Source organism: Altererythrobacter sp. B11 (assembly GCF_003569745.1).
In the GTDB taxonomy this organism is placed as follows: Bacteria; Pseudomonadota; Alphaproteobacteria; order Sphingomonadales; family Sphingomonadaceae; genus Croceibacterium_C.
On sequence record NZ_AP018498.1, the window covers coordinates 1,498,524 to 1,522,082 of the forward strand.

Here is a 23,559-nt window from a genome sequence, read left to right on the forward strand (position 1 = left end):
CATGAGCGCGGAGAACCCCGGCAAGCCGCTGCGGCGGCCAGCAAGCGACGTATCATGGCGGGTTGGGCTCGTCGGTGTCGCCACGCTGGCCGGGTGGATTCTCCTGTGCCGCTCCTGGCCGGCGCTGGTCGCGCATTTCGGACTGCCTGGCCCGCGGGCGGTGATGTCCGGCCCGCATTCCGCGTTGCTGTGCATGGTGCTGGTCGGCCTTGCGATGGCCAGCTGGTCCGTGCTGGTGGAGAAGGTCCACCGTCGCCCCTCCACCGGGCTGGACTGGGATCATCCGCGACGCTGGGGCGCCACACTCGATATCTCGCTGACCAAGATCGCCGGCCTGTGGGCCACCTGGCTGATCATCGGCGCGCTCTATTGCCTCGGCCGCTGGTATTGGGACGGGCAGTATCTTTTCGCCATGCGCGTGATCGCCGTGACGGCGGTGCCGATGTTCGTGCTGTCGCTGCCCTATGTGCTGTGGCTTGACCGATATCTGATCGAACCGCGCGACCATGCCTGGCATTTCGGCGCGCTGCTGACGGGGCGGCCGGGCTGGCAGGCGGGGCAGGTGAAGAAGCACTGGCGCGCCTGGATCATCAAGGGCTTCTTCGGCGCCTTCATGATCTCCATCCTGCCGCCGGGCTTCGCCAGCGTGGTGGAGGCCGATTTCGGCGCGATGCGCGGCAATCCGGTGGATCTGGGAAGCCATTTGTTCGACCTGTTGTTCGTGGTGGACGTACAGATCGGCACGGTGGGGTACCTGCTCACCCTTCGGCCGCTGGATGCGCATATCCGCAGCGGCAATCCCCTGCTTGCCGGCTGGCTGGCGGCGCTGATCTGCTATCCGCCCTTCGTCTTCGCCTTCATGGGCGATGGCGGCATCCTGCAATATGAATACAACACCGCCGGCTGGGGCTACTGGCTGGAGGGGCATCAGGCATTGCTGTGGGTATGGGTGGGGCTGCTCACCGTCCTGACGGCCATCTACGCCTGGGCGACGGTCGCCTTCGGCATCCGCTTTTCCAATCTCACCTACCGCGGTGTGATCACCAACGGGCCCTATGCCTTCACGCGGCACCCGGCCTATCTGTCCAAGAACCTGTTCTGGTGGCTTTCCACCTTGCCCTTTCTCGTCACCAGCGCATCGGCGGTGGACGCGATCCGCAACACCGTGTTCCTCGCTTGTGTCAGCGCAATCTATTACTGGCGGGCGCGGACCGAGGAAGCGCATCTGCTGGCGGAGGATGCGCGCTACCGTGAATATTACGCATGGATGGGGCAGCATGGCGCGATCACCGCGCCGCTTTCCCGCTTGCTGTCCCGCGCGCGGCCGCGCCAGGGGGCGCTGCAGCCGGCGGAATAGGGCTCAGGCGTTGCCCACCACGTAGCAGGCCAGCGCAACCAGCAGGCCCAGGAAGCGGTTGGAACGGAACCGCGCCAGCGGATTGGCGCCATCTCCCTTGTCCAGCGTGAAGGCCTGCCACATCAGCTGCGCGGCGGCGGGGGCAAGGGCGATCAGCGCCACCCAATCCTGCCGCATGAGCCAGAAGGAAAGGCCCCAGCAGGCGAGGGCGAGGCCGTAGAAGGCGATCACGCCGGCCTGCACCCGGTCGCCCAGCGTCAGCGCGCTGGAGCCGATGCCTACCAGCGCATCGTCTTCGCGGTCCTGCAGGGCATAGACCGTGTCATAGCCGATGCACCAGAACATGCAGCCGAGATAGAGCGCCGCGATCACCTCCAGCCGGTCTGACCGCAGGGCGATCCAGCCCACCGGCGCGGCCCAGGTGAACACCAGCCCCAGCCAGGCCTGGGGGAAGCCGGTGATCCGCTTCATGAAGGGATAGGCCGCCACCAGCAACAGGCTGCACAGGGCCACCAACTGCGCTTCCCAGCGCAATTGCAGCAGCACGATTAGGCCCACGCCGCACAGCGCCAGCAGCCAGGCCCAGGCCGCCTTGCGGCTCACGCGGCCGCTGGCGATGGGGCGGCTGGCGGTGCGGGCCACTTGCCGGTCCAGATCGGCGTCGACGATGTCGTTATACACGCAGCCCGCGCCGCGCATGGCGATGCTGCCCAGCAGCATCCAGGCGACCAGTTCCAGCTGCAAGCCCGCGCCGGCCAGCCCCACGGCCCAGGCTCCGGGCCAGAATAGCAGCCACCAGCCGATCGGCCGATCGAACCGCGCCAGCAGCGCATAATCGCGAATGGCTTGCGGCAGGCGGGCCACCAGCCCGCGGTGCTCGCTATCGGGGGTGATCGTATCGGCCATGCGCCGGACCTAGCGAATTGGCGCCGCCCCGTCATCCGGGTGATCGCGGATCGGCCCTGACTTTTTCGCCCGGCGCGCTATGAGGCGGACATGCCCGCCACTCCCGCATGGCCACCGCGCAGCGCCCCGCGCCTGTTCGTTCCGGGGCCGCTCTCGTCCGGAATCCCGCTGCTGGTCGAAGGGAATCAGGCGCATTACCTCGGCAAGGTCATGCGCGTGGGGCCGGGCGACGCGGTCGTGCTGTGCGATGACGAAACCGGCGAATGGGCGGCCAATGTGCTCTCCGCCGGCAAGCGCGCGGTGGAGCTGCTGCCGATGGAGCGGCTGCGCCCGCGCGAACAGGTGCCGGATTTCTGGCTGTGCCCGGCGCTGCTCAAGAAGGACCGTTTCGACCTGGTGCTCGAAAAGGCCACCGAACTGGGCGTGCAGAGCATCCGCCCGGTGCTTGCGCGGCGCTGCGTGGCGGACCGCCTCAATCCGGAGCGGGCACGGGCGATCGTCACCGAAGCGGCGGAGCAATGTGCCCGCACCGCGCTCCCCCGGTTTGCAGAGGTCGAGAAGCTGGAGGCGCTGCTGCGCGGCTGGCCGGCGGACCGGGCGCTGTTCTTCGCCGACGAGATGGGCGGCGCGTCGGCGGCGGAGGCCTTTGCCGCCGAAGCCGGGCCGGCGGCGCTGTTGATCGGGCCGGAAGGCGGGTTCGACGATGTGGAACGGGCCGCGGTGCGCGCGCTGCCGCAGGCGCGGCCGATCACGCTCGGCCCCCGCATCCTGCGCGGCGAAACCGCCGCCATTGCCGGCACGGCGATCTGGATGGCGATGCAGGGTGATTTCGCGACAAGCGCAGCACCGCAGGGGGAAAGGTAAATTGCGCTGGCGCGGCAGCGCTTAGTCTCCTAACGGCCAGCCCATGAGTACGCGCACGGCGTCTACGGGCGAAGAGCCGCCTATCGAGCGGCTGGAGGATCTTGTTGCCCCCATGCAGGCGGGCGAGAAGCCGCCGGCGGCGTGGCGCATCGGCACCGAGCACGAAAAGCTCGTCTACAAACGCTCCGACCATCACGCCCCTTCCTATGAGGAAGAGGGAGGTATCCGCGATATCCTGCTGCAATTGCGGGAGTTCGGCTGGGAGCCGGTGGAAGAGAACGGCCATGTGATCGCGATGAGCGGGGCGGACGGCACCGTCAGCCTCGAGCCGGCGGGCCAGCTCGAACTGTCGGGCGCGCCGCTGGAGAACCTGCATCAGACCTGCGCCGAAACCGGCCGCCACCTCGATCAGGTGAAGGCGATCGGCGAGAAATTCGGCGTCGGCTTTCTCGGCCTCGGCATGTGGCCGGACAAGACGCGGGCCGAACTGCCGGTGATGCCCAAGGGGCGCTATGCGATCATGATGCGGCACATGCCGCGCGTCGGCTCGCTCGGCCTGGACATGATGCTGCGCACCTGCACGATCCAGGTGAATCTCGATTATTCCTCCGAAGCGGACATGGCGAAGAAGTTCCGCACCGGCCTGGCACTGCAGCCGCTGGCTACCGCTTTGTTCGCCAATTCGCCCTTTACCGAGGGGCGGCCCAACGGCTTCCTCTCCTACCGCAGCCATATCTGGTCCGACACCGATCCGCAGCGCACCGGCATGTTGCCCTTCGTGTTCGAAGAGGGCTTCGGCTACGAACGCTATGTCGAGTACATGCTTGATGTGCCGATGTATTTCGTGTTCCGCGAGGGGCGCTATATCGACGCAGCGGGGCAGAGCTTCCGCGATTTCATGAAGGGCCAGCTGCCCGCGCTGCCCGGCGAATTGCCCACGGCGAGCGACTGGACGGACCACCTTTCCACCGCCTTCCCCGAAGTGCGGATGAAGAGCTTCCTCGAAATGCGCGGCGCCGATGGCGGCCCGTGGAACCGCATTTGCGCGCTGCCTGCATTCTGGGTGGGGCTGCTCTACAACGACAGTGCACTTGATGGGGCATGGGATCTGGTACGCCACTGGACGATGGAGGAGCGGGAGGCGCTGCGCGATGCCGTGCCGAAGCTCGCGTTGGACGCTCCGATTCCTGGCGGCGGCACGCTGCGCGACATCGCGGGGGAGGTGCTGCGCATCGCCCGTGCCGGCCTCGTCGCGCGCGGGCGGCTGAACGAGGGCGGCGATAACGAGGCCGGCTTTCTCCAACCGCTGGAAGAGATCGTGGCGACGGGCAAGGTGCCGGCGCAGCGGCTGCTGGACAAGTTCCATGGCGAATGGGGCGGCGACATCTCCCGCGTCTATGGCGAGAAGAGCTTCTGACGCGGGGCCGCCGCCGCGGCCCATCCTTCAGCTGTAGCTGACCAGTTCGAATTCCACTCCGTCCCAGTCGTAGAAATAGAAGCGGCGGCCCGGATCGTAATCATCGTGATTGAACGGCTCGAGCCCGTGGGCGATCACGATCCGTTCGGCAGCGTCGAGATCCTCCACCAGCAGGCCGACATGGTTGAGCGGCCGGCCCTTCACCTGGCCCGCATGGTCGCGGCCGTCGGTGTAGAGCGCGAGGTAGGAGAAATCTTCCCCCAGATGGAGCGACTCCCCGCCGTTCAGCGCGGGGCCGCGCCAGCGTTCGTGCCAGCCGAGCAGTTCGCGGAACAGCGCGGCCGATCGATCGATGTCGCTCACGGTCAGATTCACATGTTCGAGCCGTCCCTGTGTCATTGCATCAACTTTCCTAAGCAAGATCTTGATTATCCTGATGGCGCGCAGCCCGTGAAGGCCGGCGGCGAATCGCTTCGCTTGACCCTTGTGCAACCTCAAGCTAAGTTTAGGTCAAGCCTTCGGGGATAAATCCGGGACAGGGACCATGGTTGAGGACCGCTTCATCACCATCGGCCAGTTGGCCGCACGCACCGGCGTCGCGGTGTCCGCCTTGCGGTTTTACGAGGATCGGGGCCTGCTCTCGGCACACCGCACCGGCGGCAACCAGCGGCGCTTCCTGCGGTCGGACATCCGCCGGGTCAGCTTCATCCTCATCGCCCAGAAGCTGGGTCTCGCCCTCAGCGAGATCGAGCAGCAGCTGGCCACGCTGCCGCAGGGGCGGGCGCCCACGATCAGCGACTGGCAGGTTATCAGCCGGGGGATGCGCGGCGCGATAGACGAGCGGATCAACCTGCTCACCCGCACGCGCAACCAACTCGATCAATGCATCGGCTGCGGCTGTCTGAGCCTGCAGAAGTGCCAGCTCTACAACAAGGACGACCGGCTGGGGGCGAAGGGGTCCGGGCCGCGCGCCGTGCTGGACTAGGCCTTCCGCTCCCGGCCGCGTCGGTCAGTTCTGGATGCGGATGTAGAGCGCGAAGCGACTGCCGTCGTGGCGGTCCGCGTAGGGGGACGGGATACGGTCTTCCCGGTCGATCGAGGTGGTGGTGAAGCGCGCGCCGAGGGCGAAGGGGCTCATCACATATTCGGCACCCAGGCGATAATCCCAATAGCTGCCGCCGGGGCGCAGGCGGGCGGAGCGGCTGCGATCGTCCACCGAGCCGGAGGAATGGCCCACCCCCGCCAGCAGGGTGAAAGGCGTGCCCGGCACGCCGACATCGGCATCGGCGTGAAGATAGAGATTGTCCCCGCCGATGGCGTCCTGCGCCGGTGCGTAGCTGGCCCCCACCGCAACGGCTGCGGGTCCGAGCGTGTATCCCGCGCGCCCGGCCAGCTCCACATAGTTCAGCCCGCCATCGCCGCCGGTGAACAGGCGTGCCACCGGTCCGGCGGAAAGCGACCAGCCGCCGCTGCGCAGGCGATAGGTGGCGGCGAGGTCCACGCCCAGGTCGGCGCCGCCGTGTCGCGCGCTTTCGCGCAGCGTGCTGCCCACCGCCTGCAGTTCCAACTCCTGCGTGACCGGTACGGCGACGATGGCAGTCAGCGCCGGATCGCCATCGCTGCCGCTGAGGCCGCGCTGGCGATAATCGGTGGTCGCCTCGGCCGCGAGATAGGGGCCGGGCAGTGATTGCGCCGCGGCGGCGGTCGGCAGGGCGGCGATCAGCAGGGCAGCGGGGGCAAGGCCCGCGGCGGACAGTGTGGTTCGTGTCAACATGGCGGCGCTTATAGGGATCGGGCCGTGGCGAGGAAGGCCCGCGCGCGATCTTCATCCTCCGCTGCGGCCTGCGCCAGATAGCTGCGCACCTCGCTGCGCTCCGCCACCTCCGCCGGTTCGATGCGGTTGCGGCTCAGCCGGCAATTGCCGGGCATGGTGCCGCTGAAGCGGCGCGTTTCGGGCAGCAGGGTGCTCATTTCGCGTCCGCTGCGCGGATCGGTGATGCTGCGCTGCAGCCGCACCTCGGCGCGCCACAGGCACTTCATGGTGGAGGGGCGCGGGCCGGCGGAAGTGCCGATGGTCTTCCGCTCCACGCGGATGTCGGGCGAATAGGTCAGGCGATAGGCCGTGCCGCCGCTGTCCAGCACTCGTTCGTGGATTACCGCCCCGCCGCTTGCCGCAGCAGCGGCGACCAATGCGGCAGCCAGTCCCAGGTGAAGCATGCATTCTCTCCCTTGTCCGGTTTCCGGTTGGGGAGGGGATAGGAAAGTGAGATTTCGCGGTTGTTTCGCGAAGATGACGATCTGTTACGCCAGCTGGAAATCATTCGGCGGCGAGCAATTCCTCCGCGCCGCCGAGATCCACGCTGACCAGTCGGGAAACGCCCCGTTCCACCATGGTCACGCCGAACAGCCGGTGCATCCGGCTCATCGTCACGGCATTGTGGGTCACGATCAGGTAACGGGTCTGCGTCTCGCGCACCATCTGGTCCAGAAGGTCGCAGAACCGGTCGATATTCGCATCGTCCAGCGGGGCGTCCACTTCGTCCAGCACGCAGATCGGCGCCGGATTGGTCAGGAACAAGGCGAAAATCAGCGCCACCGCGGTCAGCGCCTGCTCCCCGCCGGACAGCAGGGTGAGCGATTGCAGCCGCTTGCCCGGCGGCTGGGCGAAGATTTCCAGCCCCGCCTCCAGCGGATCGTCGCTGTCCACCAGCGCCAGATGCGCCTGCCCGCCTTCGAACAGGCGGGTGAACAGGCGGCGGAAATGCTGGTCCACCGCTTCGAAGGCGGCGCGCAGCCGCTCCCGCCCCTCGCGGTTGAGATTGCCGATGGAGCCGCGCAGGCGATGCACCGCCTCGGCCAGTTCGGCCTGCTCCGCGGCGCTGCTGCCATGCTCTTCCTCGATCCGCGCCAGTTCCTCCGCGGCGACCAGATTGACCGGGCCGATCCGCTCCCGATCGGCGGTGAGCTTTTCCAGCGCAGTGGATTCCTCCGCATGGGCGGCCACATCGGCAGGTTCGAAGGCGAAGCGGCGCGCCAGCACGGGCGGGGGGCACTGGAAGCGCTCGCCGGAAATGCGCGCCATTTCCTCGCGCCGCACCTCCTCGTTTTCCGCCCGGGCGATGGCCCCGGCGCGCCCTTCCCGCGCGGTGGCCAGCGCCTCGTTCGCCTGCGCGAGCACGGCGTCCGCTTCCTTCGCTTCGGCCGTCAGGGTGGCCACGGCACCTTCGGCTTCGGCCAGATCGCGCGCCAGTCGATCACGCACGGCTTCGCCGCCTTCGATCTCGCGCATCAGCCCTTCGGGCTTGGCGGCGAAGACGGCGCGCTCCTCCGCAATTTCGGCAAAGCGCTGTTCCATGCCCGAAAGGCGGCGCGCGGCATCGCCGGCGCGGGCCTGCCAGCCCTTGATGTCCGCGCGTTGCGCCGCCACCCGCTCGCGCGCCACGGCCAGCGCTTGCTCATGCCCCGCCAGCGCCGCCGTGGCCGCCTGCGATGCGGTGCGCGCCGCTTCGTTGCGGGCCTGCGCGGCGGCCAGGGCGGCGCGGCCGGTTTCGGGATCGGGCAGGGCGGCGCGGCGCGCCTCTGCCGCTGCGATGTCCTGCCGGGCGGCGGCCTGCTGCTCGGCCAGCTCGGCAGCGGCTTCGTCGAGCTCGGCAAGGCGCAAAGCCAGCCGTTCGCGCGCGGCCTCCGCCTGATCCAGCGCGCGCAAGGCGGCGCGTTCGCGGTCGCCGGCTTCGGCGATCTCCCGCTCGGCGCCGATCAGCTCGCGCTGCAGGGCGGACAGCTCCTCCTGCACCTGCCGCTGGGCTTCTTCCGCCTGCTGCGCGGCGGATTGGAGCGCGGGGAGAGCGGCGTCCAGTTCGGCAAAGCGGTTCTCCGCTTCCAGCCGGGCCGCTTCGGCCGCGCCTTCGCCGCGCGCCACGAAGCCGTCCCACCGGCGCAGATGCCCGCCGCGCGTCACCAGCCATTCGCCGGGGGCGAGGGTGCGGCCGTCATCCTCCGCGCAGACATGCACCAGCGCCAGCCGCGCCGCGAGTTCGGGCGGGCAGGAGGGCACATGGGCGGCGAGGCTGTCCGCGACGCGCGCCGGAGCCTCGGAGCCGGTCCAGAAGCGACCTTCCGTGTCGGCGGCGGGCATGCCGAGCGGCGCCTTGGCATCCCGCCCCAGTACCGCGGCCAATGCGCGCTCATAGCCCGGTTCGGCGGTCAGCCGGTCAATCGCCGTGGCGAGGCCCTGCTTGCCCGAGGCCTGCCGGGCGCGCGCTTCCCGGTCGCGCTTCAGCGCCTGCCATTCGCGCTCCACCCCGGCGAGTTCGGCCCGGGCGGAGGCAAGCGCGCTGGCTGCCTCGTCACGCGCGGCGGTAAGCTCGTCCTTGCGGGCGCGCCGGGCGTCCAGCGTCTCGCGCAGCGTGGTGATATGCTGCGTGGCGGCTGCCACCGCTGCCTTCGCATCGGCGGCGGCGCGATCGAGATCGGCCTGCCCGGCGAGAGAGCGGCGGGATTCGTCCTGCCGCCGCGCTTCGCCCTCAAGCCGATCGAGCCGGCCGCGCGCCTGGGCCAGTTCGGCTTCCGCGACGCGCCATTCGGCTTCCACGCCGGCATGGTCGGCCGTGGCACGGGCGAGGGCGAGCTCGGCGGCGCGGCCGGCGCGCTCCGCATCTTCCGCTCGCGCGGCAAACTCCGGCTGGCGCGCCTCATCCGCCGCCAGCGCCTTTTCCCCGGCGGCGAGATCCTGTTCCAGCTTCGCGAGCGCCTGCGCGGCGTCGCGCGTCATCCGGTCCGCCTCGCCGCGATCCTCCTCCAGCCGGGCCTTCTGGCGGTCCAGATCGGCCAGGCGCTGCTCGGCGGCTTCCAGCTGGCTGGCGAGCGAGGCCATGCGGTGGCCGTGGGCGCTGGCATCGTCGCGCCGGTCGGCCAGTTCCTCGCGCGCCTCGTGCAGGCGCGTTGCCAGTTCGGCCTGCAGGCGTTGCGCCTGCTGCGCCGCCTGCTGCACCTCCTCCACCCGCCGATCCGCCTCGCGCGCCTGCGCGCGCGCCGCATCGGCGGCCGCTGCCGCATCGCGCCAGCGGGCGAACAGCAGCCGCGCCTCGGCCAGCTGGATCCGCTCGGTCAGTGCCTTGTAGCGTTCGGCCTGCTTGGCCTGCCGCCGCAGCGCGTTCATCTGGCTGTCGAGCCCGGCCATCAAATCTTCCAGCCGGGCGAGATTGGCCTCGGTCTGGCGCAGCTTCCCTTCGGCATCGCGGCGGCGGACGTGAAGGCCGGCGATGCCTGCCGCCTCTTCCAGCATCATGCGCCGCTCCGCCGGCTTGGCGGCGATCACCTGCGCGATCTTGCCCTGGCTGACGAGGGCGGGGCTATGCGCCCCGGTGGCGGCATCGGCGAAGACCAGCGCCACATCCTTGGCGCGCACGTCGCGCCCGTTGATGCGATAGGCGCTGCCCGCGCCGCGCTCGATCCGGCGCGTGACTTCCAGCTCCTCGCCATGCTTGTCGCTGGCGTGCAGCACCACTTCGGCGAAATCGCGCTGCGGCCGCCGCTCGGTGCCGGCGAAGATCACATCCTCCATCCCGCCGGAGCGCATGGATTTGGGCGAGTTTTCGCCCATCACCCAGCGGATCGCTTCCAGCAGGTTGGATTTGCCGCAGCCATTGGGGCCGACCACGCCGGTCAGCCCGGGATCGATGCGCAGTTCTGCCGGCTCGACGAAGCTCTTGAAGCCCGACAGCTTGAGCTTCCTGATCAGCATCGCGCGCCCCGGCCCCCCTTGCGCTTCCGGGGCTTACCTGGCCCCGGCCTGCTGCAACGCCGGCTCCAGGATCTCCCAGGTCGTGCCTTCGATCCGCTTGCCGTTGATGAAGAAGGTCGGCGTGCCGGTCACCGCCAGTTCGTCCGACTGGGTGTTGGACCGCTCCACGATCTCGCGCGCTTCCTGCGTGTTGGCGAGGCATTGCTGCGCCTTTTCACGGCTGATGCCGCGCGCGGCGAAGAAATCGATCAGCCCGGCAGCTTCGGCCATGCGCTGGAACCGGCTGTCATCCTGCGCCTGCATGGCGGATTGCATTGCCTGCGCATTCGACTGCGCCGTGCCGTAGATTTCCTGCAGGCTGGACCATGCCTGGCGGGTCAGCGGATGGAACGCTTCCGGCCCGTTGCAGCGGGCGAGCAGCGCGATCGTCAGGTCCAGCGGATCGTGGATCTGGTTGCGCAGTTCATAGCTGACGACGCCGCTCGCCACCATTTTCTCCAGCCCTTCGGCGCTTTCGGCGGCGAAATCGGAGCAGTGGGGGCAGGTGTGGCTGGCATATTCCACCAGCTTGATCGGCGCGTCGGGCTTGCCTTCGCGATAGCCGCCTTCGGGCGTGACGGCTGCCACTTCCGTCCAGCTGGTGCCCTGCGGCGCCGGGATGGCGGCGATCGGCTCGCTCTTCGGCGGGGCGCCTTCGGCCGTCTCGTCCGAAGAGCCGCAGGCGGCGAGGCCGAGCGCCAGCGGCGCGACGAGGCCGGCGATCAGCAGGCGGGGGAATGTCAGTCTGGTCATGGGATCGTTCCGTATTCTCGGCCTCGCGGGAACGCGGAGGCTAGACGAAGGCACAGCGGGGTTGAAGCGCGGGCGGGCTGTTTCCACAGCTTCGCCCACGCAAATCGCTATTGCAGGCGCGCGGCAAGCTGCGGGGACAGCAGGTTCCAGCTATGCGTGCCGGCCAGCACGGTGTCGTTGATGGCGAAGGACGGGGTGCCGCCGATGCCCGGCTTCTTCCAGTCGCGATCGGAAACCTTGGCGATCTGCTCCGCCGTCGCATCGTCGTTCAGGCAGCGGTCGGCATCGGCCCGGCTGTAGCCGCGCCGTTCCATGATCGCATAGAAGCCGAGGTCGCTGGCGATCGCGCGCCGCCGCGCGGCCTGTTCGCCGCTATACCACCGCTGTTGCTGCGCCTTGGTGGCCTTGCGCGCGGCCTCCATCCATTTGTCCTGGCCGAGCATGAAGGCCGAATGGTTGAGCGGGAATTTCCCCGCCGGCCCGCAATTGGCCAGCACCGCCGCGGTGAGATCCACCGGGTCGCGGATCAGGTGGCGTATTTCCAGGCTCATCTTGCCGGGCATCACATAGCCCGCCTTCAGCGCATCCTGCGCCTCACGCGTGAAATCGGCGCAGTGCGAACAGGTGTAGCTGACATATTCGGTCAGCTTCACCGCGGCATCGGGATTGCCGATGCGGTGGCCGCCGTCCACGCGGGCCACGGTGTTGTTCCAATTGGTCGTGGCACCGCCCAGGGCCACTGCCCCCACCGCCATCAGCATCGCCATGGCGATCCGCCTGAAGATCATTTCTGCCGTTCCTCCTTGGCGCCGATGCTCCGGGCCAGCGATTCGAGCACCGTGCGCAGTTCCGGATCGCCGATATCGCGCAAACTGTCCCCCAGTTCCATCGGGATGGGCTTGAGCGAAGGCGGCGCCTTGGGGGCGCTTTCATCACGCGGCGGCTGAACCACGCCTTGCCGCAGCTTGACCCGCGAGACGGCGTTGTAGCCGAAGAAGCGGTTCACCCGCTCCATGATCTCGGGGATCACATGCTGGATCAGCGGGGCGTGGGCCGGCAGCACCACCAGCTGCAATATCCCCTCGCTCTTCTCCCCCGGCGGGAATCGGATCGCTTCGGGGCTGCAGATCTTGGCATGCTGCGGCCCGACGATCTCGGGCCAGCGGGTGACGACGCTGGACTGGACGAAGCCGAACCGGCGGAACGCCGCCCGGCCGATCTGCGGCACGAGATCCGCCACCTGCCGTGCCGGCCCCCCGCGCGGTCGTTCATAGGGCTTTGGGCTGCGGCCCTTCTTCGTCTCGCGATCGCGTTCCATCTCGCCACGTGCCATGCCATAGCGCGGCGATGGATAACAGCGTCTCGCACGATCTCCTCGCCTGGTATGACGGCCATGCGCGGGCGCTGCCCTGGCGCGTGCCGCCCGGCGGCGGCGCAGCCGATCCTTATCGCGTGTGGCTGTCGGAAGTCATGCTGCAGCAGACCACCGTGGCCGCGGTGCGTCCCTATTTCGAGAAATTCACCCGGCTATGGCCCGATGTCGCGGCGCTGGCCGCCGCGCCGGAGGAGGCGGTGATGGCCGCGTGGGCGGGCCTCGGCTATTACTCGCGCGCCCGCAATCTCATCGCCTGCGCGCGCGCCGTGGCGGCGCGCGGCGGCTTTCCCGATACGGAGGAGGGGCTGCGCAGCCTGCCGGGCCTCGGCGCCTATACGGCGGCGGCGGTGGCGGCCATCGCCTTCGGCCGGCGGGCGGTGGTGGTGGATGCCAATGTGGAGCGGGTGGTCGCCCGGCTCTTCCTGATCGAGGAGCCCCTGCCCGCCGCGCGCAAGCCGATCCGCCAGGCGGCGGACACGATCACACCCGCACGGCGCGCGGGCGATTTCGCCCAGGCGATGATGGATCTCGGCGCCACCATCTGCACCCCGCGCAACCCCCGCTGCCTGCTCTGCCCGCTCGCCCCTGAATGCCGCGCGCGGATGGCGGGCCGGCAGGAGGAATTGCCGGTGAAGCCGGCAAAGAAGCAGAAGCCGCACCGTCGCGGCACGGCCTGGTGGATCGTGCGCGAGGGACGCGTGCTCCTCGTCACGCGGCCGGGCGAAGGCATGTTGGGCGGCATGCGCGCCCTGCCGGACGACGGCTGGAGCGCAGCCGGAGATGGCACGGGCACCCCGCCGCTGGAAGGAGACTGGCGCAGCCTCGGCACGGTGCGCCATGGCTTCACCCATTTCACCCTCGATCTTGCGGTGATGGCGCTGGAGGGAAAGGTCGCGGCGAATCCGCCGCAAGGGGAATGGCACCCGATCGCGGAACTGGAGACGGCCGGGCTACCGACCCTGTTCGCCAAGGCGGCGCGGATCGGGCTGGCGGAAGAAGGCTAAGGCTGCGCGCGTCCTTCGACAGGCTCAGGACGAGCGGGGGAGACATGGGCAAGCAAGCGGTGAGCGGCATCGCGCGCGCCACTCACTTTCGTCATCCCCGCGCAGGCGGGGATCCAGTGGGGACCGTCGCTCGACCGGATTCCCGCCTTCGCGGGAACGACGAGGGAGAGAGTTGCCTTCTCCTCCACGGAACGGTGAAGGGGGAATGGTGTCGGTGCAATGGAAAGCGCAGAGGCGCCGACGGCACCAAATCGGCTCGGCCTGAGCCTGTCGAAGGCCGCGCACTGCGCGCCTTCGGGGGGCGGTCACCCGGCCGCTTCGGCTTCCGCGGCGCGGCGTTCGGCGCGGACCTGTTCGGCTTTGGCGCGGTCGAGTTCGACGCGCTTCGCCTGGCTGGCGAGGCCGCGCCAGGTCTTTTCGGCGCGCAGGGCGCGTTCGCGCACCATGTCGAGCTGGGCGTTTTCCGCTTCGGTGGCGGCTTCACGGGCGCGTTCGTCGTAGAATTCGAAACTCTGGCTCATGGCCCTCTCCCTTGCTGAATGAATACCGGGGGCGGCGGGCCGCCCCCGGTTAGCGCGAGATCAGGCTGAGGCCAGATTGACGGCCGATTCCTTGCCGTTGCGGCCACGCTCGACTTCGTAGGACACGCGCTGGTCCTTGTTGAGCGTCTGCATGCCTGCCGCCTGCACGGCGGTGATGTGGACGAAGCTGTCCGGGCCGCCATCTTCCGGAGCGAGGAAGCCGTAGCCTTTGTCTTCGTTGAAGAATTTTACTGTGCCGATGGGCATATGCGTTTCCTTTCGAGAAACCGTGTGGTTCGCGCCGCACCGTGCGGAGCGAGGTCGTGCGTCAGGTCGTCAATCGAAAGGAAGTCGTCGTCAGGGGCGGGCCGCGCCGTTTTACCGGGCAAGCCTTGGTCTTAGCGCCGAAGTCCGTCGCAAAATTCGACGTCAGCAAAAGCGGTATACCACGCCCCGGCCGGATTACCTAATCGGCCGGGCGGGATGCGGTGAGCCGCCCCTCAGATCAGCCCGCCGCCGAGCATCAGGCGCACCGTGGCCAGCGCGAATACGATCAGGCAGAAGTTGCGCCCGCCGTTGGAACTCGACAGCGCGCCGAGCCCGGCGCCCACCAGCGCGACCGGCAGAACGAACCAGTTGCCCCAGCCGAGCAGCGGAATGGTGGAGGGAATCGCCAGCACCAGCGCGACGAAGCCGAGGAGGATGGAGAGCAGGTTGAACATGTGTCTTATATGGGCAACACACTGACGCAATGCAAGCGCCTTGCCTGTCGCTTCGCGAGTCCTCTAGGGTCCCGCCCGGGGGCGGGACAGGAAAGGTCGCCACAATGCCGCATATCGAGCCATCCCTGATCGACAGGCGCCTGTTCCTGCGCGGCGCGGCCGCCACCGGGGCGGGTTTTGCGCTGGGCGGCCTGCCGCTGCCCGCTGCTGCCACGGGGGCGGAGCGCTGGCGCGACGTGGAGGCGCTGATCGCGCCCTATGTGCAGGATCGCCGGGTGGCGAATGTCGTCTGCGCGCTGGGGGTGAATGGCCAGCCCACCGATTTCATCGCGCGTGGGCGTGACAGCTTCTTTGCCGAGCGGCTGGCGGATCCGGATTCGCTTTATCGCATCTATTCCATGACCAAGCCCGTCACCGGCATGGCGGCGATGATCCTGTGCGACGAAGGCAGGATTGCGCTGGACCAGCCGGTGGCCGAACTGCTGCCCGCGTTCGCGCAAATGGAGGTGCAGAAGCAGGCCGACGGGCCGATCACGGAGGACAATCTGGAGCCGGCCGAGCGGCCGATCACCATCCGCCATCTGCTGACCCACACCGCGGGGCTGGGCTATGGCCGGCTCGCCCAGCAGGGCCCGATCGCCGAGGCGTATCTCCAGCGCGGGCTGGTGCCGGCGCAGGTTTCGCGCCTGGAACTGCCGGGCATGATGCGCGGTTCGCCCGCGCCCAGCCTGGAAGCCTTCGCCGATGCGCTGGCGCAGCTGCCGCTGGTCTATCAGCCGGGCACGCGCTGGAGCTATTCGGTGGGGCTGGACCTGATGGGCCGGGTGATCGAAGTGGCCAGCGGCCAGAGCTTCGACAGCTTCCTGCAAGAGCGGATCTTCGATCCCTGCGCCATGGCGAGCACCTGGTTCCAGGTGCCGGAGGCGGAGAAATTCCGCTTCACCGCCAATTACTTCGTGCTCAATGGCGAGCCTGTGCCGATCGACCTGCCGGGCAATTCGGTGTTCCTTGACAAGCCGCCCTTTCCCTTCGGCGGGGCGGGGCTCGTCTCCTCCCCGCGCGATTACGATCGCTTCCTGGCGATGTTGGCCGGGGGCGGCGCGATCGAGGGGCGGCGGGTGATGAGCGAGCAGGCCGTGCGGCTGGGCACGTCCAATTTGCTGCCGGACACGGTGCGGCCCGGTTCGCCGATCCCAGACAGCATGGGCTTCGGTGCCGGCGGGCGGGTCAGCCGCGACGGCGCGCTCTACGGCTGGTTCGGTGCGGCGGGGACGACCGGCTTCGTCGACATGGCGCGGGGGCTGCGAATGGCTGAATTCACGCAGTATATGCCGGCGCAGGCCTATGGCCTGCCGGACGATTTCCTTGCCGCCGCGCTTGCGGATGCACGGCGCATCGCCGCCAACTGATGGACATTGCCTTCACCGGACAGCCGCTCGACCGGGCGGACCATCTGCGGCGCGATCCGGCGCGGCTGGCGGAATTGCTGCAGGGAGATGCTCTGCTGCTGGTCCTCGAAGGGCTGGCGCCCGCTGCGGAGGCCGGGACGCTGCGCTGGGTGCCGCTGGCCGAAGCGGGCGAAGGTGCGGAGCTGGTGTTCCTCGGCCTGATGGACGGAGTGCCGCGCTTTGCCGCTGTGCCGCAGGAGGGGGACCCCGATCCCGCCTATGCCCATCAGAAGAGCTGGGCGGCGATGGCGCTGCTCGGCGCGGTGGACCTGGCGATCTATGGCGCCGCGCGCAGCCTGGCGGACTGGCACGCGCGGCACCGCTTCTGCGCGCGCTGCGGGCACGAAACCCATCCCGCCAAGGGAGGGTGGCAGCGCGATTGCCCGGCCTGCGGTGCGCAGCATTTCCCCCGCGTGGACCCGGTGGCGATCATGCTGGTGGAGCATGACGGGTGCCTGCTGCTCGGCCGCCAGCCCCGTTTCCCGCCGCGGCGATTCTCCGCGCTGGCCGGCTTCGTGGAGCCGGGCGAATCGGTGGAGGAGGCGGTCGCGCGCGAAGTGTTCGAGGAAGCGGGCGTGCGCCTGCGCGATGTGCGCTACATCGCCAGCCAGCCGTGGCCCTTCCCGTCGCAACTGATGATCGGCTGTATCGGGCGGGCCGACGATCCCACGCTTGCGCTCGACCGCGAAGAGCTGGAAGATGCGCGCTGGTTCACGCGGGAGGAAATCGAGCGGGCGATGGCCCCGGGCAGCGATGGCGCCAGCTTCCTGCCCCCGCCGCCACAGGCCATTGCCCACACCATGCTGCGCTGGTGGCTGGAGCAGTAAGATGAACGATATTCCCAGGCTGTCGGTCGATATCTGGTCCGATGTCATGTGCCCGTGGTGCGCCATCGGCTACACGCAATTCGCCAAGGCGGTGGATATGCTGGAGGGGGAGATCGCGGTGGAAACCCGCTGGATGCCCTTCGAACTCAACCCCGACCTGCCCGAAGAGGGGAAGGAACAGGATCGCCATCTGGCCGAGGTCTATCGCCGCTCGCCCGATGATATGGCGCAGATGCGCGATCGCATCACGAGCACGGGGGAGCGGGTAGGTTTTCCGATGAAGCTCGGCAGCACCGATGGCGAACCGGCGATGATCTGGAACACCTTTGCCGCGCATCGCCTGCTTCGCTGGGTGCTGGCCGAGCACGGGCCGGAGGCGCAGACGCGGCTGAAGCTTGCGCTGCTCAGGGCGCATTTCCAGCAGCGGCGACCCGTCGGCCAGCGAGAGACCTTGCTCGATGTGGCGGAAGAAAGCGGCTTCGATCGCGCCGCCGCAGCGGAGGCTCTGGATGACGAGGCGCTGTCCATGGCCGTGCGCATGGAGGAAAAGCGCGGGCTGGAAGCCGGTATCAATTCCGTGCCCAGCTTCGTGATCGCGGGCCAGTATCTGGTGCCCGGCGCGCGCGAGCCGGAAGCATTTGCCGACATGCTGCGCCGGGCGCTGGCGCTCTCCACCGGGGCGGAGAGCGCGCCGGCCTGACTAGCTGTTGCCCGCGTCCTGCTCCTTCTGCAGCTTCGCGCTGCTGACGGGGCCTTTTTCCGCATCCTCCGCGGGGTTGTCGCTCCCCACGGCGCGCTCGCGATCATCGGGATCGGTGGCGCGGTTCAGCTCCGCACGCGTGCCGACGGCGCGATTGACGTTGCCGCCCGAGCGGGACTGCTGCCCGGGCGTGGGGTTTTCGCTCATTCGGTCGATCAGTTCGTTGTCGCCGTGGCGGGATTGGCGTTCGGGCATGGTTTCTCTCCTTTCCCGATCAATGGCGGAGGGGCGCAGTCCGTTCCGAAAGTGGCGGTGCCGCGTGCGAAGCAGGATCGCGGCGCCCAGGCAGAGGATCGCCCACGTCGCCAGAAGGGGTAGCGCATTGCCCCGCGCCGTCGGGCGCAGCGGATCGAGCTGAACTGCCGCGATCATGCCGATGAAGGCGAAGCCGGCCAGCATGATCGCCCGCCAGCCCGTCCCCAGCCGAACGAGGCGCGGCGCCATCATGCCGATCAGCGCCCAGAAAAGCGCGGCGGTGGAAAGGATGAAGAGGGCGAGGCTGAACAGATGCATCGGGCGTCCCCTCTTTCAACGGCCCAGCAGGCCGATGGCGATGACAAGCGCCAGCACGGCGCCGGCAAACAGGCTCGCCAGCAGCAGGTCGCGCGGGGTGAAGCGGTCCACATGGTCGGCGCGGAAGCGGCTGTAGCCGCGCCGGATACGCTCATTGCTGGCGACCAGCGCGACATCCAGCGAGGACGCGCGCCGGCGGAACCACTCCAGCAGTTCCTCCAGTTCATCGGGTGAGAGGTCGGGATAGGACGCAAGCAGGGCTTCCGCCCGCTCGCGCTGGTTCGGGCGCGCATCGGCGCCCGCTGTATTCTTGGACATGATGGATCATCCTGATCGCGGCAAGGTATGCGCGAGACAGCGCCCGCGCGCGGTGCGGATCAGGAGAGGGGAGGCGCCCTTGGCGAAGCCGCCGGGCCGCGCAAGTCGCGCGGCGGCGGACCGCGCGCCTGCACTGGGGGCCAGGCCGTGCGGCTGACCGGGACTGCGGGCCAGGCGGGCACAAGATCGGCATGTACGTGCAACAGGGCCGGCGCCTGCTCCACCACCTGCACCTCTTCCGCGCGTTCGCGGCGTGCGGCCACGGCCACTTCCGCCGTACTGACGCTGAAAGCCGATCCGTGATCGCGCTGGGGAAGCACCGGCCGGGCGGGCGTCGCCTGCAGCCCGATCGTCGCCAGCATCAGCGCGGCGAGCAGGCGGAACAGCAGGAAGGCGCGGGGCAGGGGCACGCTTGCGGATTACGCAGCGACGGCGGCAAAGGCAAATCCCCGGCGGACGCGCGCTCTCTCTTCGGTGGTGCCCGGCTGGATTCCCGCCTGCGCAGGAATGACGAAGATCGGGGGTTAGGCCACCAAGGCCGCCGTGCACCTCACCACACCTGCTCAGCCTGAGCCTGTCGAAGGCTGCGCGCCTTCGTTGCCGCCCGGTCGCCTCCGGAACATTACGGGCCGCGCCTTCAGGCCGCAGGGCGGATCATCGCGCCCATGCCCAATCCCGACCCACGCGATTCGTCGCTGCTGCCCGCCGGCCTCACCCGCCGGAACGTGCTCATCGGCGGCGGTGCGGTGCTGGGCCTTGCCGCGGCTGCCGGTGGCGCCGGCTTCGTGCAAATGGGATCGATGGCGGATTACTCGGCGCGCATGTCAAACCAGCGCGCCCCGTTGCGAGCGAGTGGCGGCCTTGTGGAACTGGTGCGTTACGCCACACTCGCGCCAAACGGCCACAACACCCAGCCATGGCGCTTCACCCTGGACCAAGGCAGCATCGCCATCGCGCCGGATTTTACGCGGCGCACGCCCGTGGTGGACCCTGACGATCACCACCTTTTCGTCAGCCTCGGCTGCGCGGCGGAAAACCTGGCACTCGCGGCGGCGGCCTGCGGCTTGCCGGGCGAGCTGCGTTTCGATCGCGGGCGGCTGATCTATGACTATGGCCGGGGCGAGCCGCGGCGGTCCGCGCTGTATGATGCCATTCCGCGCCGCCAGTCCACCCGCGCACCCTTTGCGGGCGGGGCCGTTCCGCCGGAACACCTTGCCGTGCTGGAGCAGGCAGCGGCGGAGGAAGGCGTGCATCTCCGGCTGCTCACTGACCGACCCGCCATCGCCGCCGCGCGCGATCTGGTGATCGCCGCGAACACGCGGCAGATGGGTGACGCGGCCTTCCGACGCGAATTGGTCCACTGGTTGCGCTTCAGCCCGCGCGCGGCGCTGGCCGATGGCGACGGCATCCCCAGCGTGGTGAGCGGCAACCCTCCGTTGCCGGAGTGGGTGGGCCACGCTATCTTTCCCCTCGTTTTCACCACGGAGGGCGAGAACGACCGCTACGCCCGCCTGATGGACAGCGCATCGGGCCTTGCGGTGTTCAGCGGCGAGCGCGCCGATCCCGAACATTGGGCGCGGGTGGGCCGGGCCTGCCAGCGCTTCGCCCTGCAGGCGACGGCGCTCGGCATGAAGCTCTCCTTCGTCAACCAGCCGGTGGAAGTCGCCGCATTCCGCAGTGACCTGGCCGCGCTCGCCGGAATGGGCCGGATGCGCCCCGATCTCCTGCTGCGCTTCGGCTATGGCGATCCCATGCCCATGACCCCCCGGCGCCCGGTGGCGGCAGTGATCGAAGCATGAGCCGCCCCCTGGATTCCCGCCGGCGCGGGAAGGGGGGAGCGGGGGGTCCGCAATTCACCACATCCGCTCAGCCTGAGCTTGTCGAAGGCCACGCGCTGCCATGGCCCCCGTCCGACAGCTTTGTGCGCGTCCTTCGACAGGCTCAGGACGAGCGGGGGATGGGGGCGCTGTCACTGCAACTGCCGGGGAATTGCCCGCCACCCTCGTCATCCCCGCGCAGGCGGGGATCCAGAGCGGCAATCACCAGCGCCCGACTGGATTCCCGCCTGCGCGGGAATGACAAAGGGGAAAGTGGGTGTTCCGCAATTCACCACACCCGCTCAGCCTGAGCTTGTCGAAGGCCACGCGCTGCCATGGCCCCCGTCCGGTAGCTTTGGTGCGTGTCCTTCGACAGGCTCAGGACGAGCGGGTGGGGGCGCTATCACTGCCACTGCGGCCGACTTCCCCCTACTCTCGTCATCCCCGCGCAGGCGGGGATCCAGAGCGGCAGGCGGCGGCGCCAGACTGGATTCCCGCCTGCGCGGGAATGACGAGGGGGGCGGGTGCCGGCGCGAAACCACGATGGCAGGCGCAGCCGTCCCCCGCGCTACACCAGCCCCAGCTTGCCCAGCTCGCGGACCAGCCGGATCGGCAGCACGTCGCCTGCCACGTCGCCGGGGGCGAGGTCGGGTGGGGCGTCCTCTTCCTCGAGATAGCGCCAGCCCTGATGGGCGCGCTTGGCGCGGGGGTGGACGAGGATCAGGCGGGGAGCGAGGCGGATGGTCCAGCGCCCGTCCTCGCGCTGCTCGAAGCCGAGGATTTCGCTGCGGGCGACCATCGCGTGTTCGATGATCCAGTACAGCGATCCGCCGATCATCTCCGCATGCCGCTTGGGCAGGTAGCGGGTGGTCATATGCGCCTCTGCGCCACTTTCGACCCACTGGCGCAGGGCGTCCACACCGGCGGAGCGATAGGCGATCTTCGTCATGCTGAGCGGCATGGCCGCAATGTAGGGATTACCGGCCGATCCTGCGAGTGCGGACAACGCCGGCCTGTCCTACAGCCGCGCCCTTGTGAACAGAGGCGGGATGGCCCGCATCCCCTTCCATACCCCTGCAATCCTGCGATTTTATACCAGATCCGGGGGCGCAGGTTTTTTGCGCATGAACCCTGTTCCAGCGTGTTCCAGGCGGGCGCGTTCAGCCTACCAGACCGCTCGCCACGGCGAGGCCGAGGAAGGCGAAAAAGCCCATCGAATCGGTGATCATGGTCACGAACACGCTGCTCGCCACCGCCGGATCCTGACCCATGCGATCGAACAGCACGGGCACGGCCACGCCCGCCAGCCCGGCGGTGAGGATGTTGATCGTTACCGCCACCGCGATCACTATGCCCAGCGCGGGGGTGAAGATCACCGCGGTGGCAATTCCGATCAGCGCGGCCACGGTGGCGCCGTTCAGCATCGCCACGCGAAATTCGCGCCACAGGATGCGGCTGGTGTTGGACTTGGTCAGCTGGTTGGTGGCGATGGCGCGCACGGTCACGGCCATGGTCTGCGTGCCGGCATTGCCGCCGATGCTGGCGACGATCGGCATCAGGATGGCCAGCGCCACCAGCTGTTCGATCGCGGCGCCGAAGGCGGCGATGATCAGGCTGGCGACCAGCGCCGTGCCGAGATTCGCGACCAGCCAGCGCACGCGCGCGGAATAGGCATCGCGGATCGGCTCGTTGATGTCGCCTTCGCCCGCGCCGCTCATCAGCAGGGCGTCCTCGCCCGCTTCTTCCTGGATGATGTGGACGATGTCGTCGACGGTCAGCTGGCCGACCAGCCGCCCACTTTCGTCCACCACGGCGGCGGAAATCAGGGCGTATTTCTGGAAGCGCAGCGCGACCTCTTCCTGATCCATGTCCACCGGGATCAGCGTCTGGTCGCGCATCATCACATCGGCCAGCGGCACATGGCGCGGCGTGCGCAGGATCCACGAAAGCTGGCAGGCACCCACCGGCCGGTGGCGGTGATCGACGATGAACACTTCCCAGAACTCGGTGGGCAGATCCTCGTTCTCGCGCAGGTAGTCGATCAGGTCGCCCACCTTGAGATGTTCCGGCACCGCCACCAGCTCGCGCTGCATCAGGCGGCCGGCCGTCTCGTCCGGATAGGACAGCGCATTCTCGATCGCCGCGCGGTCTTCCGGCTCCATCTCGGCCAGGATGGCGCGCTGGTCCTCTGGCTCCAGATCCTCGATCAGCTGGACGGCATCGTCCGTATTCAGCTGTTCGGCGATTTCGGCCACGGCGCCCGGTGGCAGCGCCTCGATCATGTCGTCGCGGACGTAATCGTTCAGCTCGGTGATGACCTCCACGGTCATCAGGTCGGTGATGGCGGCCGCCAGCCGGTGGCGGCGTTCGGGCTGGAGCAGCTCCAGCAGGTCGGCGATGTCGGCGGGGTGGAGCGGCTCGACCAGCTCGTAGGCCCGGCCTTCGTCGCCGCTCTCCAGCGCCTCGACAACCGAATCGACGAATTCCGGCTTCAGCCGATTCTCCTCGTCCAGCTGCTCGTCTTCCTCGCGGGGAAGCTCCTCGGTCAGCGTGGGGAGATCGTCGTCGGCCATCCCGGCGGTCCTATTCTACCGCACTGCAAAAGCAAGCGGGCGGGTGACATCGCCGCACATCGGCCTATATCGCCCCGCGAAACCCCGAGAGGAGATTGCACCTATGGCCGATGACACGCTGACCCTGACGCTCGACACCGGAAATGGAGAGGGTGGTGACGTGGTGATCAAGCTGCGTCCCGATCTCGCGCCCGGCCATGTCGAGCGGATTACCGAGCTTGCCAAGGAAGGCTTCTACGACGGCGTGGTGTTCCACCGCGTGATCCCCGGCTTCATGGCGCAGGGCGGCGATCCCACCGGCACCGGCATGAGCGGCAGCGACAAGCCCGACCTGAAGGCGGAGTTCAACAAGGAACCGCATGTGCGCGGCACCTGCTCCATGGCCCGCACCCAGGTGCCGGACAGCGCCAACAGCCAGTTCTTCATCTGCTTCGACGATGCCCGCTTCCTCGACGGCCAGTACACCGTATGGGGCCAGGTGGAGAGCGGCATGGAGCATGTCGACGCGCTGCCCAAGGGTGAGCCCCCGCGCGCGCCGGGCAAGATCGTCAAGGCGACGGTCGGCTGATCATAAGCGAAGGGGCGCCACCGGGGCGTCCCTT

Annotated in this window: 26 protein-coding genes; 10 read left to right on the forward strand and 16 right to left on the reverse strand. The window is 68.7% G+C overall.

Annotation, left to right across the window (positions count from 1 at the left end):
• Nucleotide 1: 1 nt before the first annotated feature.
• Nucleotides 2-1,357 (forward strand): methyltransferase family protein, encoded by a 1,356-nt coding sequence (locus AEB_RS07155; protein ID WP_119082564.1) that lies wholly within the window; start codon nucleotides 2-4, stop codon nucleotides 1,355-1,357.
• 3 nt (nucleotides 1,358-1,360) lie between these two features.
• Here the strand turns inward: AEB_RS07155 and ubiA are convergent, their stop codons facing one another.
• Nucleotides 1,361-2,263 (reverse strand): 4-hydroxybenzoate octaprenyltransferase, encoded by a 903-nt coding sequence (gene ubiA, locus AEB_RS07160; protein WP_119082565.1) that lies wholly within the window; start codon nucleotides 2,261-2,263, stop codon nucleotides 1,361-1,363.
• Between the two features lie 90 nt (nucleotides 2,264-2,353).
• On the opposite strand from ubiA, the gene AEB_RS07165 reads away from it, so the two are divergent.
• Both AEB_RS07165 and AEB_RS07170 read left to right on the forward strand, forming a co-directional pair.
• Nucleotides 2,354-3,127: a 16S rRNA (uracil(1498)-N(3))-methyltransferase gene (locus AEB_RS07165; RefSeq protein ID WP_119082566.1), complete on the forward strand. Its 774-nt coding sequence runs from the start codon at nucleotides 2,354-2,356 to the stop codon at nucleotides 3,125-3,127.
• A gap of 43 nt (nucleotides 3,128-3,170) precedes the next feature.
• Nucleotides 3,171-4,544: a glutamate--cysteine ligase gene (locus AEB_RS07170; protein WP_119082567.1), complete on the forward strand. Its 1,374-nt coding sequence runs from the start codon at nucleotides 3,171-3,173 to the stop codon at nucleotides 4,542-4,544.
• A gap of 27 nt (nucleotides 4,545-4,571) precedes the next feature.
• Here the strand turns inward: AEB_RS07170 and AEB_RS07175 are convergent, their stop codons facing one another.
• Nucleotides 4,572-4,943 (reverse strand): VOC family protein, encoded by a 372-nt coding sequence (locus AEB_RS07175; protein ID WP_119082568.1) that lies wholly within the window; start codon nucleotides 4,941-4,943, stop codon nucleotides 4,572-4,574.
• 145 nt (nucleotides 4,944-5,088) lie between these two features.
• On the opposite strand from AEB_RS07175, the gene soxR reads away from it, so the two are divergent.
• Nucleotides 5,089-5,529 (forward strand): redox-sensitive transcriptional activator SoxR, encoded by a 441-nt coding sequence (soxR, locus tag AEB_RS07180; protein ID WP_119082569.1) that lies wholly within the window; start codon nucleotides 5,089-5,091, stop codon nucleotides 5,527-5,529.
• Between the two features lie 24 nt (nucleotides 5,530-5,553).
• Here soxR and AEB_RS07185 read toward each other — a convergent pair whose 3' ends face one another.
• The 6 genes from AEB_RS07185 to AEB_RS07210 form a co-directional block, all read right to left on the reverse strand.
• On the reverse strand, nucleotides 5,554-6,318 hold the full coding sequence (locus AEB_RS07185) for a TorF family putative porin (RefSeq protein ID WP_119082570.1): 765 nt from the start codon (nucleotides 6,316-6,318) through the stop codon (nucleotides 5,554-5,556).
• A gap of 8 nt (nucleotides 6,319-6,326) precedes the next feature.
• Nucleotides 6,327-6,761, reverse strand: a complete 435-nt coding sequence (locus tag AEB_RS07190) for a hypothetical protein (protein WP_119082571.1) — start codon at nucleotides 6,759-6,761, stop codon at nucleotides 6,327-6,329.
• Nucleotides 6,762-6,861: 100 nt separating this feature from the next.
• Nucleotides 6,862-10,287, reverse strand: a complete 3,426-nt coding sequence (locus tag AEB_RS07195) for a chromosome segregation SMC family protein (RefSeq protein ID WP_119082572.1) — start codon at nucleotides 10,285-10,287, stop codon at nucleotides 6,862-6,864.
• Between the two features lie 33 nt (nucleotides 10,288-10,320).
• A complete protein-coding gene (locus tag AEB_RS07200; RefSeq protein ID WP_119082573.1) occupies nucleotides 10,321-11,079 on the reverse strand; it encodes a thioredoxin domain-containing protein in 759 nt (252 codons plus the stop codon).
• A 107-nt stretch (nucleotides 11,080-11,186) separates the two neighbouring features.
• A complete protein-coding gene (locus AEB_RS07205) occupies nucleotides 11,187-11,867 on the reverse strand; it encodes a thioredoxin domain-containing protein (protein ID WP_119082574.1) in 681 nt (226 codons plus the stop codon).
• Nucleotides 11,864-12,397, reverse strand: a complete 534-nt coding sequence (locus AEB_RS07210) for a DUF721 domain-containing protein (protein WP_119084519.1) — start codon at nucleotides 12,395-12,397, stop codon at nucleotides 11,864-11,866. The genes AEB_RS07205 and AEB_RS07210 overlap by 4 nt, the downstream gene beginning before the upstream one ends.
• Nucleotides 12,398-12,426: 29 nt before the next feature.
• Here AEB_RS07210 and AEB_RS07215 point away from each other — a divergent pair, with 29 nt between their 5' ends.
• Nucleotides 12,427-13,458: an A/G-specific adenine glycosylase gene (locus tag AEB_RS07215; protein ID WP_119082575.1), complete on the forward strand. Its 1,032-nt coding sequence runs from the start codon at nucleotides 12,427-12,429 to the stop codon at nucleotides 13,456-13,458.
• A 305-nt stretch (nucleotides 13,459-13,763) separates the two neighbouring features.
• On the opposite strand, the gene AEB_RS07220 is transcribed toward AEB_RS07215, so the two are convergent.
• From AEB_RS07220 to AEB_RS07230, 3 genes are all read right to left on the reverse strand, one after another.
• Complete coding sequence (locus AEB_RS07220) at nucleotides 13,764-13,979, reverse strand: hypothetical protein (protein WP_119082576.1); 216 nt, start codon at nucleotides 13,977-13,979, stop codon at nucleotides 13,764-13,766.
• Nucleotides 13,980-14,039: 60 nt separating this feature from the next.
• Nucleotides 14,040-14,246, reverse strand: a complete 207-nt coding sequence (locus AEB_RS07225; RefSeq protein ID WP_119082577.1) for a cold-shock protein — start codon at nucleotides 14,244-14,246, stop codon at nucleotides 14,040-14,042.
• Between the two features lie 233 nt (nucleotides 14,247-14,479).
• Nucleotides 14,480-14,701, reverse strand: a complete 222-nt coding sequence (locus AEB_RS07230; RefSeq protein ID WP_119082578.1) for a hypothetical protein — start codon at nucleotides 14,699-14,701, stop codon at nucleotides 14,480-14,482.
• 104 nt (nucleotides 14,702-14,805) lie between these two features.
• Here AEB_RS07230 and AEB_RS07235 point away from each other — a divergent pair, with 104 nt between their 5' ends.
• From AEB_RS07235 to AEB_RS07245, 3 genes are read left to right on the forward strand one after another with little or no spacing between them, the layout of a single operon-like run.
• Entirely contained in the window at nucleotides 14,806-16,110 is a 1,305-nt protein-coding gene (locus tag AEB_RS07235; protein WP_119082579.1) for a serine hydrolase domain-containing protein, read from the forward strand.
• Nucleotides 16,110-16,976 (forward strand): NAD(+) diphosphatase, encoded by an 867-nt coding sequence (gene nudC, locus AEB_RS07240; RefSeq protein WP_119082580.1) that lies wholly within the window; start codon nucleotides 16,110-16,112, stop codon nucleotides 16,974-16,976. Before AEB_RS07235 ends, nudC begins: the two co-directional genes overlap by 1 nt.
• A gap of 1 nt (nucleotide 16,977) precedes the next feature.
• The gene (locus tag AEB_RS07245; RefSeq protein ID WP_119082581.1) at nucleotides 16,978-17,676 is read left to right on the forward strand and encodes a DsbA family oxidoreductase; all 699 of its coding nucleotides are present in this window, start codon (nucleotides 16,978-16,980) and stop codon (nucleotides 17,674-17,676) included.
• On the opposite strand, the gene AEB_RS18385 is transcribed toward AEB_RS07245, so the two are convergent.
• From AEB_RS18385 to AEB_RS07260, 3 genes are read right to left on the reverse strand one after another with little or no spacing between them, the layout of a single operon-like run.
• Nucleotides 17,677-18,249 carry a hypothetical protein gene (locus tag AEB_RS18385; RefSeq protein ID WP_231958951.1) on the reverse strand — a complete coding sequence of 191 codons (573 nt, stop codon included), beginning with the start codon at nucleotides 18,247-18,249 and terminating at the stop codon, nucleotides 17,677-17,679.
• A 15-nt stretch (nucleotides 18,250-18,264) separates the two neighbouring features.
• Nucleotides 18,265-18,567 (reverse strand): hypothetical protein, encoded by a 303-nt coding sequence (locus tag AEB_RS07255; protein ID WP_119082582.1) that lies wholly within the window; start codon nucleotides 18,565-18,567, stop codon nucleotides 18,265-18,267.
• 59 nt (nucleotides 18,568-18,626) lie between these two features.
• Nucleotides 18,627-18,977, reverse strand: coding sequence for a hypothetical protein (locus AEB_RS07260; protein WP_119082583.1), 351 nt, complete (start codon nucleotides 18,975-18,977; stop codon nucleotides 18,627-18,629).
• Nucleotides 18,978-19,232: 255 nt separating this feature from the next.
• Between AEB_RS07260 and AEB_RS07265 the strand changes: the two genes are divergently transcribed.
• The gene (locus tag AEB_RS07265; RefSeq protein WP_119082584.1) at nucleotides 19,233-20,366 is read left to right on the forward strand and encodes an Acg family FMN-binding oxidoreductase; all 1,134 of its coding nucleotides are present in this window, start codon (nucleotides 19,233-19,235) and stop codon (nucleotides 20,364-20,366) included.
• Between the two features lie 586 nt (nucleotides 20,367-20,952).
• Here AEB_RS07265 and AEB_RS07270 read toward each other — a convergent pair.
• Together AEB_RS07270 and mgtE are read right to left on the reverse strand one after the other, a co-directional pair.
• Nucleotides 20,953-21,345, reverse strand: coding sequence for a DUF1489 family protein (locus AEB_RS07270; protein WP_119082585.1), 393 nt, complete (start codon nucleotides 21,343-21,345; stop codon nucleotides 20,953-20,955).
• A 199-nt stretch (nucleotides 21,346-21,544) separates the two neighbouring features.
• Complete coding sequence (mgtE, locus tag AEB_RS07275) at nucleotides 21,545-22,957, reverse strand: magnesium transporter (RefSeq protein ID WP_119082586.1); 1,413 nt, start codon at nucleotides 22,955-22,957, stop codon at nucleotides 21,545-21,547.
• Between the two features lie 103 nt (nucleotides 22,958-23,060).
• On the opposite strand from mgtE, the gene AEB_RS07280 reads away from it, so the two are divergent.
• On the forward strand, nucleotides 23,061-23,525 hold the full coding sequence (locus AEB_RS07280; RefSeq protein ID WP_119082587.1) for a peptidylprolyl isomerase: 465 nt from the start codon (nucleotides 23,061-23,063) through the stop codon (nucleotides 23,523-23,525).
• Nucleotides 23,526-23,559: the final 34 nt, after the last annotated feature.